Origin of the sequence: Phormidium tenue FACHB-1050 (assembly GCF_014696925.1) — a bacterium.
In the GTDB taxonomy this organism is placed as follows: domain Bacteria; phylum Cyanobacteriota; class Cyanobacteriia; order Pseudanabaenales; family Pseudanabaenaceae; genus Pseudanabaena.
This window is the reverse complement of sequence record NZ_JACJQY010000002.1, coordinates 146,796-165,567: the sequence shown is the minus strand read 5'-3', so window position 1 is coordinate 165,567 and position 18,772 is coordinate 146,796. Positions and strand designations below refer to the sequence as shown.

The following is an 18,772-nucleotide window of genomic DNA, read 5'->3' as shown; positions in this document are numbered from 1 at the left end:
TTAAATAGATTCTAAGCGTTGACTTTAAACTGAGCGACACTCACTTGCAATGCTTCCGCAACTTGGAGTAACTCACTAAAAGCGTCATTCAGGTTTTGGGCATAACTAGAGTTAGAAGTAGCGATCGTTGCCACGTTTTGAATTGTTTGGGTGGCTTGATCCGATGTCTGTGATTGCAAAGCGGCGGCTTGAGCAATTTCTTTTACTAGTTGGTTAACCTGTTGACTGGATGCCGAAATATCGGTCAGTTTTTGGCGAGTTTCTTCAACCAATTGTGAACCACTATTCACTTGTTTTGTCCCGATAGCCATCGCTTTGACCAGATCATTAACCTGCGCTTGAATTTCTTCGATCAATTGCCGAATTTCAGTGGTAGCCTTTGCTGAGCGTTGAGCAAGCGCTCGTACTTCGTTGGCAACTACTCCAAAGCCTTGACCTTCTTCTCCAGCCCTTGCAGCTTCAATGGAAGCATTTAGTGCGAGCATATTTGTCTGGCTAGCAAAGCCACTAATCAGTTTGACGACCTTGGAGATCTTCTGTGAAGCTTCTCCCAATTGCTGCACTTTTTCGGCAGTTTCTGACACGGTTTCCCGAATTGCGGTGAAACCTTCAACGGTACTATTCATAGCCGCATCACCTTCAAGCAATGCTTGGTTTGCTGATTCCACTTGTGCTTCAGCTTGAACAGCACGCATCTCTACACCTGCGATCAATTCGGTGAGTATTTGGATACGTTCAAGGGTTTGATTGATCGCCACTACCTGCTCTGTGGCTGCATCGGATACGTTTTGCATAGTCGGTTGATTCTGCAAAACAGTTTGAGATACAGACTGAGAGGCGGATTGAACTTCTATTACAAGCTTACGAAGGTTTCTAATGGTGGCATTATAGGAGTCAGCAATTGTGCCAATTTCATCTTCTGTTACCGTAGCGCGAATTGTTAAGTCACCTCGACTGAGAGGATCAACTTCAATCAGCAATTCCAAAGCTCGTTTTTGGAGAAACTCTGTGGCTTGTCTCTGTTCTTGTATGCGTAGCTCTGCTTCAGTCTGAGTAGCTTCCTGTTTGGCTTCAACAATGCGTTCTGCCTCTAGTTGCTTTTCTGCAATTAGAACTTCTAGCTGTTCCGCCATGTTATTTAACTCTTGGGATAATGTGCCGATTTCATCACGGCGATCGCCATCAGTTAGACGTTCGCTTATTTCTCCAGTACCAATCTTTTTGGTGAAACTAGACAAAAGACGTAAAGGACGTGCAAAGGAAATAGCTACCATAATGCCGATCGCCCCAGCTATAAGAATGGAAATCCCTGCGATCGTATAACCTGCATTGGATAGGCTATCAACAAGTTCTTGAATTTCTGATAGCGGACGACCTACATAAGCCATACCAACTGGCTTAGCATTTTCATCAATCAGTTTACGGTGATCATAAAGAGGAGCGTAAAAGGTCAGGTAGTTGACACCTGTGATATTGGTGTCTCCAACATATTCCTTTCCTTGTTTGAGGACAGCATCAGAAACTTCACGGGCTGACCGCGTGCCGATCGCTCTGGTATTGTCTGCTTTTTTGGTAGTGGGATCGACGTAAGGAATGTTAGTGGTAATGCGCCAATCCTGAGCGAAAATCGTTGCAGTGGGAATATTGTAGCGTTTGGAAAATTTGTCCACGATGCCATAGTTACGGTTGAGCAACGATCCCACTATCGCCGTACCAACGATTCGTCCTTTGACTTTGATTGGATATACTGCCATGCTAATCAACCCAGACTTACCCTGCTCAATTTCGTAAGTTCCTAAGGGCGCTGGCTGCTTAGATTCCACAAGTCCTTGAGTGGATTGACCACGAATGCCGATATTCGCAGGGGCTTCTAGTCCTAATTGCTGCAAATCCGATAATTTTACAAATTCGATGCCATACATGGGTTTACCTGTAGCGATCGCATTTTTGACAATTGGTAAATTTGCCAAATTACTGCCAGAGGGGATTGATCCCTGTTTGTATAACTGAGGAATTAGTTCTAGTTGACCTTTTTGATCTTTGGGTGCAAGCAATGGGAACTTAGTAAAATCTTCGTCAAGAATAAGCGTATTTCCTTCAATACTGCGCCCACGGCTATCAGTAACGAGTTTCACGTTTTTAATGGATTCTGGATCAACATCTTCGCCGCTTACTTGCAGTAACGGTTGTAGGCTAGCTCGTTTGGCTGCTAACTCTGTCGCATCGTTGAGATCAAAACTATTTGACTCGATCGCTTTGGCGATCGCTTCCGCATCTTGTTTAGCCTCATTGTTTGTCCAAAGTACATATTCTGAAACAAAGAACGAACCTTTTTCCTTTACTGAAGTTCGTAATTCTCTAAGAGAAGCTTGTTCTGAAGATGTAACGAGGATTTGAGTGACGACAAATACTGGTAAACCTGAAGCTAATAATAGCAAAATCGATAACTTCCAGCTTACACTCAAGTTATTCCAAGCTTGGGCTGGTAATTTCCAGAAAGGAACTTTGGGCTTAGATATAGATGTAGTTCTCTCTGGCAAAGAGATGTGGGTAATTGATCTTTTGGGTAGGATTTGTTCGGGATTTTCGGAGGGAGGGATTTCTGGTTTGTCTTTAATTAACATAGTCTTCTTTAAATCTTAGAATCAATATTTAATTAGTCTATTCAGTGCAAAGCACTGAATAGACTAAACTTAAGCGACTTTGAACTGAGATACACTTACCTGTAAATCTTGAGCAACTTGCAAAAGCTCAGAGAATGATTGCGCCACATCTTCAGACTGTTTCGATGTATCCTTAGCGATCGCCGAGACTTCTTGCATCGTCTGACCCATGCGATCGGAGGTTTTGGTTTGATTATCCGCCGCGATCGCAATTTCCCGAACAATGGTGTTGACCTGCTTACTTACCATTGCGATTTGCGTTAGTTTTTCACGGGCATTTTGGACAAGCTTTGTCCCTGTGACAACTTGCTCTGTACCAGTCTCCATCGCGGCAACCACTTCATTAGTCTGGGTTTGAATCTCTTCCACCAACTGTTCAATTTCAGCAGTTGATGTTGCGGACTGTTCTGCAAGATCGCGTACCTCTTCCGCAACGACGCTGAAACCTCGTCCTTCCTCTCCAGCACGGGCTGCTTCGATCGCCGCATTCAGTGCTAACAAGTTGGTTTGGGCTGCAAAGTTACCAATTAAGTTCACAATGCGTGAAATCTTTTGCGAAGTCTCACCCAGACGTTTGACCTTTTTCGCAGTTTCCGAGACAGTCTCACGAATTTCTGAAATCCCTTCAACAGTGCGGTTCATAGCTTCGTCTCCTTCTTGGAGAACTGCCACCGCCATCTGCATCCCTTGTTCTGCTTGTTTGGCTCTAGTTTCTACACCTCGACTTGACTTAGCCATGACTTGAATTTCCTGTAGCGCCGAGTTGATTGACTCTGACTGCTTCTGAGCTTCATTAGATACCGATCGCACAGCCATTTCATTACTTGTAGCGGTTTGGGTTACGGACTGCGATGCACCCTGTACATCTAGTACCAGTTTCCGTAAGTTACGAATAATGGCGTTGTAGGAGTCAGCAATCGTCCCTACCTCATCAGCAGTTACGTTTGCCCGAATCGTCAAGTCACCTCGGCTCACAGGATCTACTTCTATCAATAGCTCTAATGCACGGCGTTGCAAAAATTCTTTTTCTTGTTTTTGCTGTTCTGCTCGTTCATCTGCTTCGGCTCTTGCTTCTTGACGAGCATTTTCTAATCTTCCTGCTTCTTGTTGCTGTACTTCACTCAGATACTTCAGTTGTTCTGTCATCCTGTTGATGTTGCTACACAGTATCCCTAGTTCGTCCTCACTGGAAACTTCTAGACGAGTATCAAGATCCCCTTTTCCAATTTTAGCTACGACACCAGCAGCATTTTGAATTGGTTTCACGGCGCGATTAGCTAACCAAGCTGCGATTACACCTATAACTACAGCCGAGATTAGACCACCAAGTAAAAACACCAAAGATAACTCTGATACTGCTTGAAAGGCCTCATCCTCGTCAACAGTTAATATAAATTTCCAATTCAGGCTAGGCAATCCAGTTAGTTCTTTTGTGGGAGCATAGCCAACTAATTTTAAACTCCCATCGGTAGCCTTTACAGAAGTTTTAGAATCCGCCTTGTTATTGGCTATTAAACTGTCAATCCCTTCAAAGGCTTCTCTTAGAGGTTTTCCAACTACATCTTTGTCGCGAGAGACAAAAATTATGCCTTTGGCATCAACAACTTTATATCCACTATCCTTATCAGCCGCAGAGACTAGATCCTCAATGACTTTAACAGGAATACGAGTTCGCAACGCCCCGATGATTTGATTAGTTTCAGTATCTCTAATTGGGGCAGCAATTTCAATAGAGACCTTGCCTGAAGACTTCGATACCGTGGGTGGGTTGAGAACCGCCTTTCCAGTCTTGATTGCTTCTTGGAAGTATGGACGATCACTGTAGTTACTAATAGGGGTTCCACCACGCATCTGTACAAGAGTATTACCCTGCAAATCAAATACGGCAATACTGTCGTAAACTCCATAGTTCTCGGCATATTTTGTTAGGATTTCTGAACGCTCAGCCGTACTATAAATTTTTCGCACCCTAGGGTCAGTAAAAATTGGAAGATTTGCCAACACCTGTGCGTCACCATAACGTTCAAACATAAATCTAGATATTTTGTCTGCCGTTGAAATAGAAGCCTGTGTGTGACTAGTCCTCACCTTTGTTGTCACAGTATTGTCAGCAATTAAATATCCTGCAATTCCGACCAGCAATACAGGAAATGAGCCAATCATAATCGCCAGAATTGTGGATTTAGATCGCAAAGATAGCGATCGCCATCCCCATCCCCATTTTTTTGGCTTTTGATCTTGCGGATTGGCTGGAACTTCTTCTAGTAAATTTTCTAGGGAAATCACCTCTGGCTGACTAATAACTTCAGCATTGTCATTAGTGTTGTCGCTATTATTGTTCAATGCTTGAGGTTGGTTTTTGGATTGGTTATCTTGTGTCAACATTGCTAATTCTCCGTAATAATCTAAAAAATTTTAAAAAATATCAAAACAAATAAAACTTTATCTATGTCTAGATAATCTGCGCGATCGCATCGCCATCAAGCACAAAAAATGTCTCGTTAATACTACTCAACCAATACCCCCGACAAACTTGCATCATCACTGAATTTGGAAATATCAATGCTGAAGTTTGTATTTTAGAAGTCTCACATTTCAGCATCTGCCCTACATGTGAAACTGCAAACCCAATAACATTATCTTGACTCCGCATAAATATGATATGACACTTGTCCTGCAATTTTTCCTGCTCATATTCTTGTGCGTAGAGAGGCTTATATCCCAACAGGCTAGCCAAATCAACAACCCAAATCGCATCCCCCCGCCAGTTATATATCCCCATGACACTTTTGTCTAAACCTGCGATCGCCGTTATTTGCGACAAACTAGCCTTAACAATTTCTAATAGCTGATGGGTAGGCAGTAAGGCTTGCTGCTCTGGCTCTAAAGGGAAAGACAGAAATTGCTCAGTTTTAGTCTGGGATTTAGCTAGCTGAGTTAAATTTTTCTGACTGCCAACCATCTTATTTGTCATGGTGATCGTCTTCCTAATCTTTTACTAGTAATTTAATCGTGCGGATCAGTTCCGTAACATCTACAGGCTTAGTTAGATAAGCCGAAGCCCCTTGTTTCATGCCCCAAAACTTATCCATCTCACCACTCTTAGTTGAACAAAGGATGATCGGAATATCTTTTGTTTCAGGTTTATCTTTGAGATCGCGACACAACTCAAACCCACTTTCATTTGGTAACACCACATCTAAAACAATGGCACTAGGCTTCTGTTGACTAATCTTTGCTCTGGCTTCAGCGCCACTCATTGCCAAGATCGTATTAAAACCAGCATTTTTAAGACTGCCTGTAATAATCTCCGCTTGGGTCATTGTGTCCTCAACCACTAAAATCGTACTCATATCTAAATTTTTCCTTTGTTTTGAATGTTTTATTTACTGTGTTAATTGATGAGCTAAGTGAGAGCTTCCACAAACTAATTAGCTTCAGGTACTTGCAAAAACTTTCGCAGTATTTGCAGAACTTTTGCAGGATCGGGTGGCTTGCTCAAAAAGTCCGAAGAACCAGCCATCTTCGCACGTACCCGATCAATCACTCCATCTCGTCCCGTCAAAATCACAATAGGGATTTCCTGAAATGTTGTAGTTTTTCGGAGAAAAGTACATAGTTCGTAGCCATTGGTATTAGGCATAACCAAATCCAGAAAAATCAAATCAGGCTTACGTTGCAATAAGGTACTTACACTTTGTAATGGTTCAGTAATCCCTAGAACTTCATAGCCTAATGGTTCAAGGATGCGACGCATTTCGATCGCCACTTGAGGACTGTCATCAATACAAGCTATTAAACCGCGAAGTGGAACCTCATGGGGCTTATTGGGGAATTTCCAATTTGGTGATGACCAATCCTCAACTTCCTGAAAAGCAACAATTCCATCTACTACCAGAGGTAACAGCGATCGCATCACGGCAATCATCGAGCAGTGCATGATAATCGACATGTCCCAGAGAGTATTTTTGCCATTTAAAATTTTCTTAAGAGTTTTATAGGTTTTGATAGTAATCGCGTCAGCTTTGAGCATCACATCTAACTGCTCTGGATTAGCTATATAGGGTGCTAAGTCAAAGGAAAATCCCTGAATCATATTCTGCACATGGGATAATCCAGCCTGTTGCCATTTCATTTGGGCAACAACAATATTATCTAAAGTCTGCATCGTAGACAAAGCAACAATCGGCTTAAATGCGAGTGCTTCTAGTGGTTTCCAAGATGATTTCGGCTGTTTTTGATCACTTAAACTGTAAAAAACCTCATGAATACTGGCTTGGATGATTGCACGCGCCTGTTCAGTTGTCAGTAAATGATCTTGTATAGCCTGTTCGATGAGCTTTAGCTCCCAAGCTTCATTAGTTGGTTGAGCTTGTGCAAGCAATTCCTGAATATTTATGTGAGGTGAATGCTGACGAATTGCTCTAGCTAATCGTCGAACTCGATGCTTTCCCCCTGTTGCATACACCAACCGCCCCAAATAAAAATATACATTCCAATCAGGATCTGATTCTTGATCCCCAGTTACCAACAATTCACCTGTAGCCTGCTGGAACAGAACATGTATCTGCTTCAAATCTTGAATAAATTTAGGTTGTAATTGGGCTGATGTATCCACTTGAGCAGGTCGGGTAAGTAACATGTACAATCGGTCACGAAAATCTCTGGCAATTAGAATATATTCATCTTCTTTTACTACCTATCATCATAGGTGTTTATTTAATAGGCAATCACAAAACAATTATTAGTCAACTATAGAATATTACAGATATATTTACAAAGATAACTTTAAAGTAACTTTTTGAGATTGAGGGAGCTTTAAAAGACTAATTTCAGGACTATCATCATACTATAGGAATTAGGCTTTTAGCTCTCTGTTAAACAATTATTTGGAAATCCTCTTCGTTATCACTTCCTATCGAAATTAATTTCTAAGCTAAGTTGTTGGAATTAAATGTAGGATGGCGTATTGATTGCATAACCCATAATTAAAATCAAATTTTTACTAAATACAGGCATAAAAACCGTTGTGTTTTTTTAGCTTTTAAAGTATGAAGAGCTGGCTTCATTAGTTTTTTAGAGGTCGTAATTCTTTTATGTATCCTATCTAAAGTGATTGACTAAACATAGCCAATCACTTTAGCCACTCTAAATAGTTGAAGGAATTGACATTCCTTTGGTGGTGATATTCCCCAAATCCAAACTTCAAAAACATTCAAATGAATTAGGATTACTATATAGTAGTCCTAATTCATTTGAATGTTTTTGGGTTTATGGAATCGCACCCCGAAGGGGTGCGATTCCATAAACCATTTAGGATTGCTATATAGTAATCCTAATTCATTTGTAAGAAACACAATTTATTTAAGTCTATTGTTGTGAAATTTAGGTCTTGGTGATTTGTTTGGGATTGCTATATAACTAGATACTTGTTGCTACATCAAATATCTTAGTAATTATTTTTTCTAGTAGATTTACCGATAGTATTCAGTATTCAAGTATTTAACCAAAGTTAATTTGTGGATTTCAGCATTGATTAGTTTATTAACTTTAATTTAGTAATAGTTAACAGTATTGTCTGAGAGTTGCTATAAGCAACAAAAAATAATTTATCGCTTAGATTAATTGCCTATGTGTATATTCATAAACTATAAAAAACAGTTATAGTAAAGTTACCGTAAGGTTTTTAGGCTTTTATCTTGCCATAATTCAAGATAAAAATTGCCATAAATACAATCTCTAGTTCTGGGTAATAACAAAACACAAAATGGCTTAGCCATTTTGTGTTTTTAAAATCCTTACTGGTTTTGGTTTTCAATTCACAAAAATGTTGCTACCCTTTCGTAAATTGGTATAGCAAAGCAAGTTTTGCTTAGGACATAAAACCCAAGAATCGAGTGGCGGCGCTTCGTGCCGCCACTCGATTCTTGGGTTTTGGTTTGTACTAGCTAACTCTTTTTTTGCTATATAACCCTTGCAAACAAGAGGGATGCCCAGTACAACAAAATAGTTGACAAATATCTTAAAAAATTGTCTGTACCGAAAATTAGTAGCAATTTTAAAATTACCAAACAAAAACTTATGAACTTAAAGTAGAATTTGGCTAAGGGATGTTTAGATATAAATTTTATAAAATTCTGCGGTTGTACTTATGTATTCTAATAGTCAGGAAGATTCGCTTGAACATGCTATCATCCGCTCTCCCTTAACGATCTCAGCAAGTGCAACAGTTGCAGATGCGATCGCGATGATGAGTGTTGGTAGTCAAACTTGCGATCTTTTATGTGAAATTGACTCAGAAATAAACTTACAACTAGCCCATGCTCGCAATAGTTGCATTTTAGTAACCGAAGGAAAAAAGCTCATTGGGATTTTGACAGAACGTGATCTGATTAAGCTTTGTGGACAAAATGTTCATCTTGACAACTTAGATCAAAATTTAGATCAAAGTTTAAATCTAAATCCATCCCCAAATTTAACATGCAATCTAATTGAAACAGCGATCTTTGAGGTGATGACCTATCCCGTTCAGTCACTATTGGAATGGGAATTTACCGATATACTTGTGCCGATCAATCGCTTCCATCGCTATAACTTTCGACATTTGCCATTAGTAAATGATCATGGCGAAGTTGTTGGGTTGCTTACTTATGAGAGTTTGCGGCAATTGTTGCGACCCGTCGATATGTTGCGCTTGCGTCAGGTTAGAGAGGTAATGATTACCAAGGTAGTTTACGCTCCGCCTACGACTTCAGTTGCAAAAGTTGTGAACTTGATGCTAGCGCAGAAAGTTAGTTCAGTGGTGATTGCTGAAGACTGCGGTAACGGTTTATGTCCTCTAGGCATTGTTGCGGAAAGCGATATCGTTCAATATCTTGCCCTAGAGCTAGATCTAGTGACAACACCTGTAAAGGTAGTTATGAATTTTCCTGTGGCAACAGTCAGTCGTGACGAGACATTGTGGACTGTGCGGGAGACTATGCAAAAGCGGATGGTTAATCATTTAATCGTTACTAATGCCGATGGTCAAATGGAGGGAATCATTGCTCAAAGTGATCTGTTGAAGACCCTGCAACCAAATGAAATTTATAGATTAGTCTCCTTTCTCGAATCAAAAATGTCACGACTAGAGCAAGAGAAACTAGAACTACTCCAAAATCAGAACAAGTTATTAGAGAGTCAAGTGCAAGAAAGGACATCAGCACTAGCCGATAGTAATGATATGTTTCGTCAATTTGCTGACCATAATCGGGCGGTGATCGTTATTCGTGAAGCTCGATCTAATAAGGTTGTGTATGTGAGTCCTAGATATTCAGAAATATGGGGACAACCAAGTGAGAATTTATATCAAAATCCTAATATATGGATGCAATCAATTCATCCTGAAGATATAGATAGAATTAATCAAGCTCATGCTTTAACTGCTGATAGTGGAGCCTTTAGTGAAGAGTATCGAATTGTGCGTCCTGATGGAGAAATTCGGTGGATATGGGGGCGCTGCTTCCCTCTAAAAAATGCCCAAGGGTACATTGAGCAAATTGCGGCGGTCGCCGAAGATATTAGCGATCGCAAGATTGCAGCCATAGCTTTACAACAGAGTGAACAACGCTTGAGAGCCAGCGAATCTCTCTTAAGTGCTATGTTTGAGCGCTCAGTTGTGGGTATGGCGATTACTGATGCTAATGGTAGATTTGTGAGGGCTAATCCTTTCTATCAACAAATGGTTGGCTATTCTGAAAGTGAATTACAATTAATGCGATTTACTGACAATATGCTGCCTGAAGACATCGAAGATAACTTGAAGTTGCGTACTCAAGTTTTATCTGGAGAAAGTGAAGGCTATCAAATGGAAAAACGGCTTTTACATCGAGATGGCAAGATGCTATGGGTGAGAACAACTAGTTCTAAAATCTTAGATGAAGTCGGCCAGCCGCCACTTTTTGTTGGTGTCATTGAAGATATTAGCGATCGCAAACAAGCTGAAGAATCTTTGCAAAGTTTAGCGGAGGGAACTGCTGCTCAAACTGGAGAGAATTTTTTGCCTGCGCTAGCACAGTATATTGCTAAGGCTCTAGAAGTGCGCTATGTATTTGTTACGGAAAAGCATGAAGATTCTCTTAAGACTAAAGTGGCATGTCTTGATGGACAACTGTATCCTCCATTTATAATTCCTCTGATAGATTCTCCTGCGGCTATAACAATGAAAGAAGGGATATTTTTCTGTCCTGACAATTTAAAGGAGCATTTTATTAATTCCCCACTTATACAAGAGTTGGATGCGGAGTCATATTTAGGAATTGCGATTACTAATACTAAAGAAGAACAGATTGGTAGTCTATGTATCGTTGATGACAAACCCATTATTAATGTGCAACGAGCCAATGCGATGTTACAGGTTTTTGCCGCTAGAGTTAGTGCGGAAATTGAACGTCAAGAAGCGATCGAAGCTCTCTATCAACTCAATCAGCAATTAGAGTCTCGAGTTGAGCAACGTACTCAGGAGCTTCAGTTTGCCAATCAACAATTAATAGAAACCAATGCTGAGCTAGCGAGAGCAACTAAGCTTAAAGATGAGTTTCTTGCCAATATGAGCCATGAACTTCGCACACCGCTCAATGCAATTTTAGGAATGTCTGAAGGTTTGATGACGGCAGTATTTGGGGAGCTAAATGAACGACAGATGCGATCGCTATCTCTAATTGAAAATAGTGGTCGGCATCTATTGGCTTTAATTAATGACATTTTGGATGTTGCTAAAATTGGGGCAGGGAAATTAGATCTAGAACTTAGCTCTGTAGAAGTCGAGTATCTTTGTAAATCTAGCCTCAACTTTGTAAAGCAAGTTGCCAACCAGAAAAACATTCAGCTTAAGTTAGCGATCGCACCCAATATCCTGACTGTTCTAATTGATGAGCGTCGCATGAGGCAAGCCTTAATTAATCTGCTCAGTAACGCAGTTAAGTTCACTCCTAAAAATGGTAGGGTGTCCTTAGAAGTCAAGCTTCAGAAGATAGAAGCATCAATATTATCAGAACTAACTATCGAATGTTCCTATGCTCTAGTTTTCTCAATTATTGACACAGGTATTGGTATTTCTCCAGCAGATATTAGTAAATTATTTCAAGCTTTTGTCCAGATTGATAGTAGTCTAAACCGACAATATACAGGTACAGGACTAGGACTTACCCTAGTTAAACAGATTGCGGAACTACATGGTGGATCTGTGAATGTCACTAGTCAAGTCGGAGAGGGAAGTTGTTTTACGATAGTTCTGCCCCATAGAGAGCGCGTTAACTTAAATAACATCAGTTCAAAGCATGATGTAGATGACAATCATCACTGTGTAAACAATTTAGATAACAGTTTGGAAAACAGTTTAGAAAACAGTTCATCGATTAATGCTTTGATTTTGCTAGCAGATGATAATCCAAGCAATATTGAAACTTTCTCTAATTATTTAGTTAGTCGCGGATATCGGCTAATTTTTGCAACTGATGGTCAAGAAGCCATTGATATGATTATTGACCAAAACCCTGATCTAGTGCTGATGGATATTCAAATGCCAGTCCTCGATGGGATTAGCGCGATCGCCCAGATTCGAGCAAATCCCAACATTAGCCATGTTCCGATTGTTGCTTTAACTGCTCTTGCCATGGAAGGCGATCGCGAAAAATGTTTAGCAGTTGGTGCAAATGAATATCTGACCAAACCTGTGAAACTATCTCATCTAGTTAAAATTATTCAACAACAACTCCAGAAAAAACGTAATTAATGGTAGTGCGGGGTTTGAGCGCAAAACTAGGACATAAACCCAAAAGAATAATTGGCGGTGCGAAGCACCGCCAATTATTCTTTTGGGTTTAAAGCAATCTATTGCCAAGTTTGGCGAAATGCTTTGACCACTTGATCCATACCCACCGATCGCGAAGCCTTGAAGAGAATCCGATCGCCACTTTTGACTTTTTGTAAAAGTGTCTGCGTGATATCTTCATAGGACTGACAGGCGATCGCATATTTTAACGATCCATTGGCTCCTGCTAAAATTGCATCCGCCTCACCATCGGTCAAAATAATCGCTCCTTCGATTCCCAATTTACTAATTGCTTCACCAACTTGACGATGTAATTGAGTAGACATTTCTCCCAATTCCTTCATCGTTCCCAACACAGCCCAATGGCGCTTGGCTGGCATATCCGCAAGTTGTCTTAGTGCTGCCAACATACCTTCAGGAGAAGCGTTATAAGTCTCATCGAGAATGATCACATCTTGAGGTAACTCGTATAACTGCGCTCTGCCAAAGGGTAAATCGAGTTTCCCTAATCCTTGCGTTGTTCTAGCCCAGTCAAGATTTAACGCTTTGAGAACGGCTAAACCAGCCAAAAAATTTAAAGCATTATGCCGACCTGGTAAAGGTAATTCCCATGTTAAACCCTCTACCTGTAACTGATTATCAATTAGTTCTCCATTGATATCACCAGTTCCCAAACCATAGGTAAGTGTTTTACCCTCCCAAACTTTGCTCGCAGTCTCTAGTAAAAGGGGGTTACTAGCATTCAAAACAACTGTGCCAGTGACAGGTGTTTCCGCTAAAAGTTCACATTTAGCTTGGGCGATCGCTTCCCTTGATCCCAATCTCCCAATATGCGCCGTCCCAACATTGGTAATTACACTTACTGTTGGCAGAGCCGTTTTCGCAAGCCGCTCAATTTCACCTAAACCACGCATTCCCATCTCTACGACTACAAAATCATCCTGATCTGGGTTGATCGCCATCAAGGTTTGTGCCACACCAATATCATTATTATGATTAGCCTGACTCTTGTGGACTCGATGATCGGCTGTAGTGACGTAGCAAGCCAACATACTCGCAATAATTTCTTTAGTAGTAGTTTTGCCTACAGAGCCAGTAATCGCTACTACTGGGCTTGAAAACTGCGATCGCCACCAACGCGCTAGATCTTGATAGGCTGCGATCGTATCGTCAACTGCTAGGACAGGCAAACCTGTAGCAGCACTAGAGCTAGCCCACTCACGACTAACGATCGCCGCCACAGCCCCTTGAGCGATCGCCTGAGCCACAAACCCATGACCATCAAAATTTTCGCCTATTAGAGCCACAAACAACTCACCAGCTTTGAGTTTGCGACTATCGGAAATAACGCCCCTTATCTCTTTGTTTTGCGCGTTTTCGTCAATATTGGCAACCGTTGCGGATGTGATGGCGATCGCTTGGCTAATCGTACAAATACAGGTCATGCTTAATTTTTTCTGTTCGTAGCTGTTCTAAGCTGAGGATGGAAAGCCTGAACTTAACAAGAAAGCCATACAAAGCATGGCTTTCTTGTTAGGTTGGTAGGCTTAATATCATTAGCTTTATTATTATCAGGCTTCGGGCAGCACATCATCACCAAACATTTCATTCAAAATTGTGAGATAAGGCTCAAACTCCTGAACATGCTCTTTGGCGAGATGGCTATACATTTCTTGAGAAAGTAATCTCAATAGAGTGCGGACTAGTTCCCATCTAACTTTTAAAGGTGGATAAAGCATGATACAGAGGGGAAAAAGCTCTTGCTGAATTGAAGAAACGCTTTTTTCCAGTACGCATAGACAAAGATAAACTTGGAACATCTCAATATCTCTCAAGCTGGAAATACGAACTTGAGGCGAACTCAGCACGCCGCTATGGCACTGATAGTCAGAATGCATAATCAGGGTTTGCTGAGAAACTTGCCGCGCGATTTCACTGGTTAATGTCAGCAAATGACGCACAGATTCCAAAGCGTTATCCTCATATTCCAAATTTCCAGCCGCTTCGTAACATCTTTGCAAGGGCATGTAGAGATGATCGTCAATGACTTTGAAGTAGGAGTTCACCATGAGTTTTTCTAGGGGTGGCAGTGAATCGAGCAGTAGCTGTCCACTGTAATGAAATTGCATACTCACAAACCCGATCGCCCTTGGATCAACTGATGTGTATTTTTTGCGAATCTTCCCAACACTTTGGGCGATCGCTACTGAAAGTTGTCCAATTGTGGGAAGTTGCGTGTAACTTTCTAGCTTTAGATTCTGCCCATCGGTATTCAATTCTATTTGGACTAGACGAGAATGCGAATTCTCTGTGTATATGTTGAGAGCTTGTTCCAATAAAAAACGAGAATCTGTGGCAATTTGCCAAGGATCGATCAGATCTGCGGAAATACCGTGGGCTTGCAACTGCCCCATCAGCAGATTTTCGGTCTTCGCCCATGCTTGAGCGCTGGAAAACCGCAAAGACTGTAATAAATTTGCCGCAGTAGTTTTACGTCTCTCTGGTGAGAGAATCTCCCCCAAATTATTAGATTTAATATCTTGCTTTGGTGAATCCGCTTGCAGATTTTGAATATACTTCTTTGCCCAAATATTCGCGAGAGTCGGAACAGAAGCACTGCTAACATTGTGAAAATCTTCCGCTAGATTATCTACAAGGGTATGTCTGATCATTTAGACTCCGAAAGTAAAAACTTTTTTAAAATTATTCACATTATAAAATTATTCACATTATATTTCGTGCGTTCAAAATAGTTAAGATTTAGTTAAAATACTTATCAGGATTAGATTTCCACTTAATTAAAATTTGAGCATAAACTACGTCTAGCGATCGCGAAGCAAATAAACCAAGAACTCAAGTTCTTGGCTAAAAGCTCAAGTCCACTGAAGTGGACTACAGAATACTAATTACAAAGCAAAACCCGTAAGGTTGCGCCCCGCAGGGGCGCAACCTTACGGGTTTTGCTTTGTAATTATATTAATTAACCCGTTGCAACGGGTTTGAGCTTTGAGTATCGCACTTAAGTGCAGAACTACTGGCGTAATTCTTTCTACTTAAGTTTGACTTCTGATGATTGATGAAATGGTAGCTGAGTCGTTACGGAAGTTCCATCGGTATTAAACAAATCGCAGGAGATAGGAAGACGACTAATATTTTTGTTACTACCAATCACCACGATCGCTGATCCTTTGAGGAGCTTTTGATTAGGATCGGGGTTAATTTCAAATTTTTGATCATGGCTAACCGCGATCACATTTACACCATAGTGACCCCGCAACTTTAGTTCGAGAATCGTTTTACCATCAAATTCTTCAGGAACCATTACTTCGACAATGCTATTATCTGGATCAAGTTCAAAGCGTTCTAAAATCCCTCGTTGTGTGAGCGATCGCGCCAAAGCTCTTCCCATTTCTGCTTCAGGATAAACAACAAGATCGGCTCCTACTTTTTTGAGCAATGTGCCATGGACTTCTGATGAAGCCTTCGCAATTACATGTTTTACACCTGCTTCTTTGACATTGAGGGTGGTAATAATACTCTCTTCTAAAAAATTACCGATCGCCACAATCACCGTATCAATTTCGAGAATGCCAGATTCTTTAAGAGCAAGTGGATTAGTGGAATCTAACTGAATACAATGGGCTGCTAGGTTATTGGCTCGGACGTTAGAAACACTCTCTTCATCTTTGTCAGCAGCCAATACTTCATGCCCCAATCGATCAAGAGTAGAACATACCGATCTTCCAAATCGACCTAAGCCAATCACGGCAAATTGCTTATTCTCATGGCGTAGGCTGCGAAAAAAACTCAAAGAAGATATATCCACAAAATTTTCCTATATTCTGCATTGTGCTGTGATGGTAGATTTTACTAGAAACCTCACCTAGCAAAGCCTCTAGTAATACCAATTCACAAAAGTGTTACGACACTTCTGTGAATTAAAAACCAAACCCTGTAAGGGTTCTCAAAACACAAAATGTAGCCATTTTGTGTTTTGGTATAAAATCTCATGCTGCTTTAATTTTATATGTTACTAAAAACAGCGCGTAGAGAGCCCTTTAGGAGTTCAACCGACGAGCATTGACTCTTTAGGATATTTAATCAGACTCGGCCGAGTATCAGTAAAGATCGCTGCCATCAGTAGTAATATGCCAACTCTCCCAATATACATGGTTGCAATTATTACAAGTTGTCCTGCCCAAGACAAAGAGGCTGTAATCCCTGTGGATAATCCCACTGTCGCAAAGGCGGAAGTTGCTTCAAACAGGATACTAATAAAGCTGATATTGCGATCGGTCAGCGATAGTAACCCTGTTGAACAAATCACGGTAAACAATGAACCTACCGCTACCCCGACAGCCTTTAGAATCAGACCATTGGGGACTTGAAGTTTGAACATTGTCACCTCATCCCGACCTTGCAAAGCGGCACTCGTACAGCTAGCTAAAATTCTTGCTGTCGTGGTTTTAATGCCTCCACCCGTACCACCAGGGCTTGCCCCAATAAACATCAGGGCGATCGTGATAAATATCCCAGTGACAGTCATTTTGCCATTATCAATCGTATTAAAACCAGCCGTGCGCGTAGTTACCGACTGGAACCAAGCACCGATAATCTGATCAAATAGTGGTAGTTTGCCTAAAGTTTCACCGTTATTAAACTCTGTTAACCAGAAAAATATAGTTCCAAACAATAGCAAGGCGATCGTCGTACTGATGGCAACACAAAAAGTTAGGCTGAAGGAGATATATTCGCGATCGCGCGAAAATTTAGTTCTTAACCATAGATATCCTTCTAAAATTACCTGATAGCCTATGCCACCAAAAATAATCAGTAAGCCGATAATAATGCTGACTACTGGCGTATTCACGTAACTCATTAAGTTATCGGTAAAGAGGCTAAATCCCGCATTGTTAAAAGCATTGATGCTATGAAAAATCGCTTGCCAAACGCTATCGATAAAGCTCATCTTTTGATTAAAGATGGGAATTAGAGCCAATACTCCAGTTAATTCAAATAGCATGGTCACGGCAATGATTGACTTCACCAATTGCAGTCCTCCACGAATGCCAGTGGTATCTAGGGACTGTTGCAAGGTTACTTTGTCGCGCAGACTAAACCTACGTCCTATCAGTATCATTAGTACGGAAGTTGCCGTCATGTAGCCTAAACCACCTACTTGGACTAATATCACTAAAAATAGTTGACCCCAGAAGGAATAAAATTTACCCACATCCACGACCGATAGCCCTGTTACGCATACCGCAGAGGTGGATGTAAACAGAGAAGTTATTGGATTAGACCAAGTACCACTGCTAGAGGATATAGGTAGCATTAGTAAAAATGCCCCGAAAGTGATTACAGCAAAAAAGCCAAGGCAAATAGTTCTAGCAGGGTTCACGTTGATTCCGCAAATAGATCCAGAATTTACAAAATTAATTCTATAGCAATGTAAGTTTTGCTTAGGACATAAAACCAAAAGATGAGTGGCGGCGCGAAGCGCCGCCACTCATCTTTTGGTTTTTGATTTGTTGCTATAAAAGCACAAAAGTGTAGTCACCCTTTTGTGAATTGGTATTAACCATACCCAATAACCGAAGGGCAAGATCAGATAAGAGTGTTACGATCGCTACATGCAAATAAAGGGTAAATACAGGGACTGAAACTCATGAAATACTACACATTTGGCAATAATTTTCCCAATGGCGGTGGTGGAGACGATCGCTGGTCAGGTGTGCGCTTTTGGCTGACGACTATGCTTGTTTTTTGGGCTTTTAGTGCGATCGGGCTAGGCTGGTTAGTTAACTCTTTCTTCATCTTGATTGGTTTAGTTACAGTTGTCCCTGTAGTTGCTTTTTTGGGTTTGCAATGGTGGATTAAGCGCAGCATTGTTACCGCAGATTGTCCTGTATGTGCTGCGACTTTTAATGCTTCAAAGTCCAGTCAGTTTCAATGCCCTAGCTGTGGCGAACCCTTGCAAGAACAGCAAAATAAATTTGTACGGCTTACCCCACCAGGCACGATTGATATTGATGTTCAAGTCATTGACTAATCAGCGTTTTACACTGAACAAATTTTTAAAAAGCAATAAGGATGCGCGAAGCGCATCCTTTTGCTTTCTATAGCAATCCTAAATAGGTTGTGAGAGTGCGCCCCTTCGGGGCGCACTCTCACAACCCCCAAAATCTTATAGCTGTCGCCATTCTTGTTAGGACATAAAACCCAAATAGTGTGAGGCGGCGCGAAGCGCCGCCTCACACTATTTGGGTTTTGATTTGTCCTGATACAGGTGGCTATA

The 18,772-nt window shown here is 41.0% G+C and carries 11 protein-coding genes; 2 read left to right on the top strand and 9 right to left on the bottom strand.

Annotated elements, in window-relative coordinates:
• Positions 1 to 11 precede the first annotated feature (11 nt).
• The 5 genes from H6G05_RS02160 to H6G05_RS02140 form a co-directional block, all read right to left on the bottom strand.
• The gene (locus H6G05_RS02160) at positions 12 to 2,624 is read right to left on the bottom strand and encodes a methyl-accepting chemotaxis protein (RefSeq protein WP_190575922.1); all 2,613 of its coding nucleotides are present in this window, start codon (positions 2,622 to 2,624) and stop codon (positions 12 to 14) included.
• A gap of 69 nt (positions 2,625 to 2,693) precedes the next feature.
• Positions 2,694 to 5,048, bottom strand: a complete 2,355-nt coding sequence (locus tag H6G05_RS02155) for a methyl-accepting chemotaxis protein (protein WP_190575920.1) — start codon at positions 5,046 to 5,048, stop codon at positions 2,694 to 2,696.
• A 67-nt stretch (positions 5,049 to 5,115) separates the two neighbouring features.
• Positions 5,116 to 5,637, bottom strand: a complete 522-nt coding sequence (locus H6G05_RS02150; protein ID WP_190575918.1) for a chemotaxis protein CheW — start codon at positions 5,635 to 5,637, stop codon at positions 5,116 to 5,118.
• 13 nt (positions 5,638 to 5,650) lie between these two features.
• Complete coding sequence (locus H6G05_RS02145; RefSeq protein ID WP_190575916.1) at positions 5,651 to 6,016, bottom strand: response regulator transcription factor; 366 nt, start codon at positions 6,014 to 6,016, stop codon at positions 5,651 to 5,653.
• A gap of 74 nt (positions 6,017 to 6,090) precedes the next feature.
• On the bottom strand, positions 6,091 to 7,305 hold the full coding sequence (locus H6G05_RS02140) for a response regulator (protein ID WP_190575914.1): 1,215 nt from the start codon (positions 7,303 to 7,305) through the stop codon (positions 6,091 to 6,093).
• Positions 7,306 to 8,814: 1,509 nt separating this feature from the next.
• Between H6G05_RS02140 and H6G05_RS02135 the strand changes: the two genes are divergently transcribed.
• Positions 8,815 to 12,435 (top strand): PAS domain S-box protein, encoded by a 3,621-nt coding sequence (locus H6G05_RS02135; protein ID WP_190575912.1) that lies wholly within the window; start codon positions 8,815 to 8,817, stop codon positions 12,433 to 12,435.
• Between the two features lie 98 nt (positions 12,436 to 12,533).
• Here H6G05_RS02135 and H6G05_RS02130 read toward each other — a convergent pair whose 3' ends face one another.
• From H6G05_RS02130 to H6G05_RS02115, 4 genes are all read right to left on the bottom strand, one after another.
• On the bottom strand, positions 12,534 to 13,919 hold the full coding sequence (locus tag H6G05_RS02130) for a UDP-N-acetylmuramoyl-tripeptide--D-alanyl-D-alanine ligase (protein WP_190575910.1): 1,386 nt from the start codon (positions 13,917 to 13,919) through the stop codon (positions 12,534 to 12,536).
• Between the two features lie 126 nt (positions 13,920 to 14,045).
• Positions 14,046 to 15,146: a hypothetical protein gene (locus tag H6G05_RS02125; RefSeq protein ID WP_190575908.1), complete on the bottom strand. Its 1,101-nt coding sequence runs from the start codon at positions 15,144 to 15,146 to the stop codon at positions 14,046 to 14,048.
• Between the two features lie 377 nt (positions 15,147 to 15,523).
• On the bottom strand, positions 15,524 to 16,300 hold the full coding sequence (locus H6G05_RS02120; protein WP_094529025.1) for a potassium channel family protein: 777 nt from the start codon (positions 16,298 to 16,300) through the stop codon (positions 15,524 to 15,526).
• Between the two features lie 240 nt (positions 16,301 to 16,540).
• Positions 16,541 to 17,875 carry a TrkH family potassium uptake protein gene (locus tag H6G05_RS02115; RefSeq protein ID WP_190575906.1) on the bottom strand — a complete coding sequence of 445 codons (1,335 nt, stop codon included), beginning with the start codon at positions 17,873 to 17,875 and terminating at the stop codon, positions 16,541 to 16,543.
• A gap of 267 nt (positions 17,876 to 18,142) precedes the next feature.
• On the opposite strand from H6G05_RS02115, the gene H6G05_RS02110 reads away from it, so the two are divergent.
• A complete protein-coding gene (locus H6G05_RS02110; protein WP_190575904.1) occupies positions 18,143 to 18,526 on the top strand; it encodes a hypothetical protein in 384 nt (127 codons plus the stop codon).
• Positions 18,527 to 18,772: the final 246 nt, after the last annotated feature.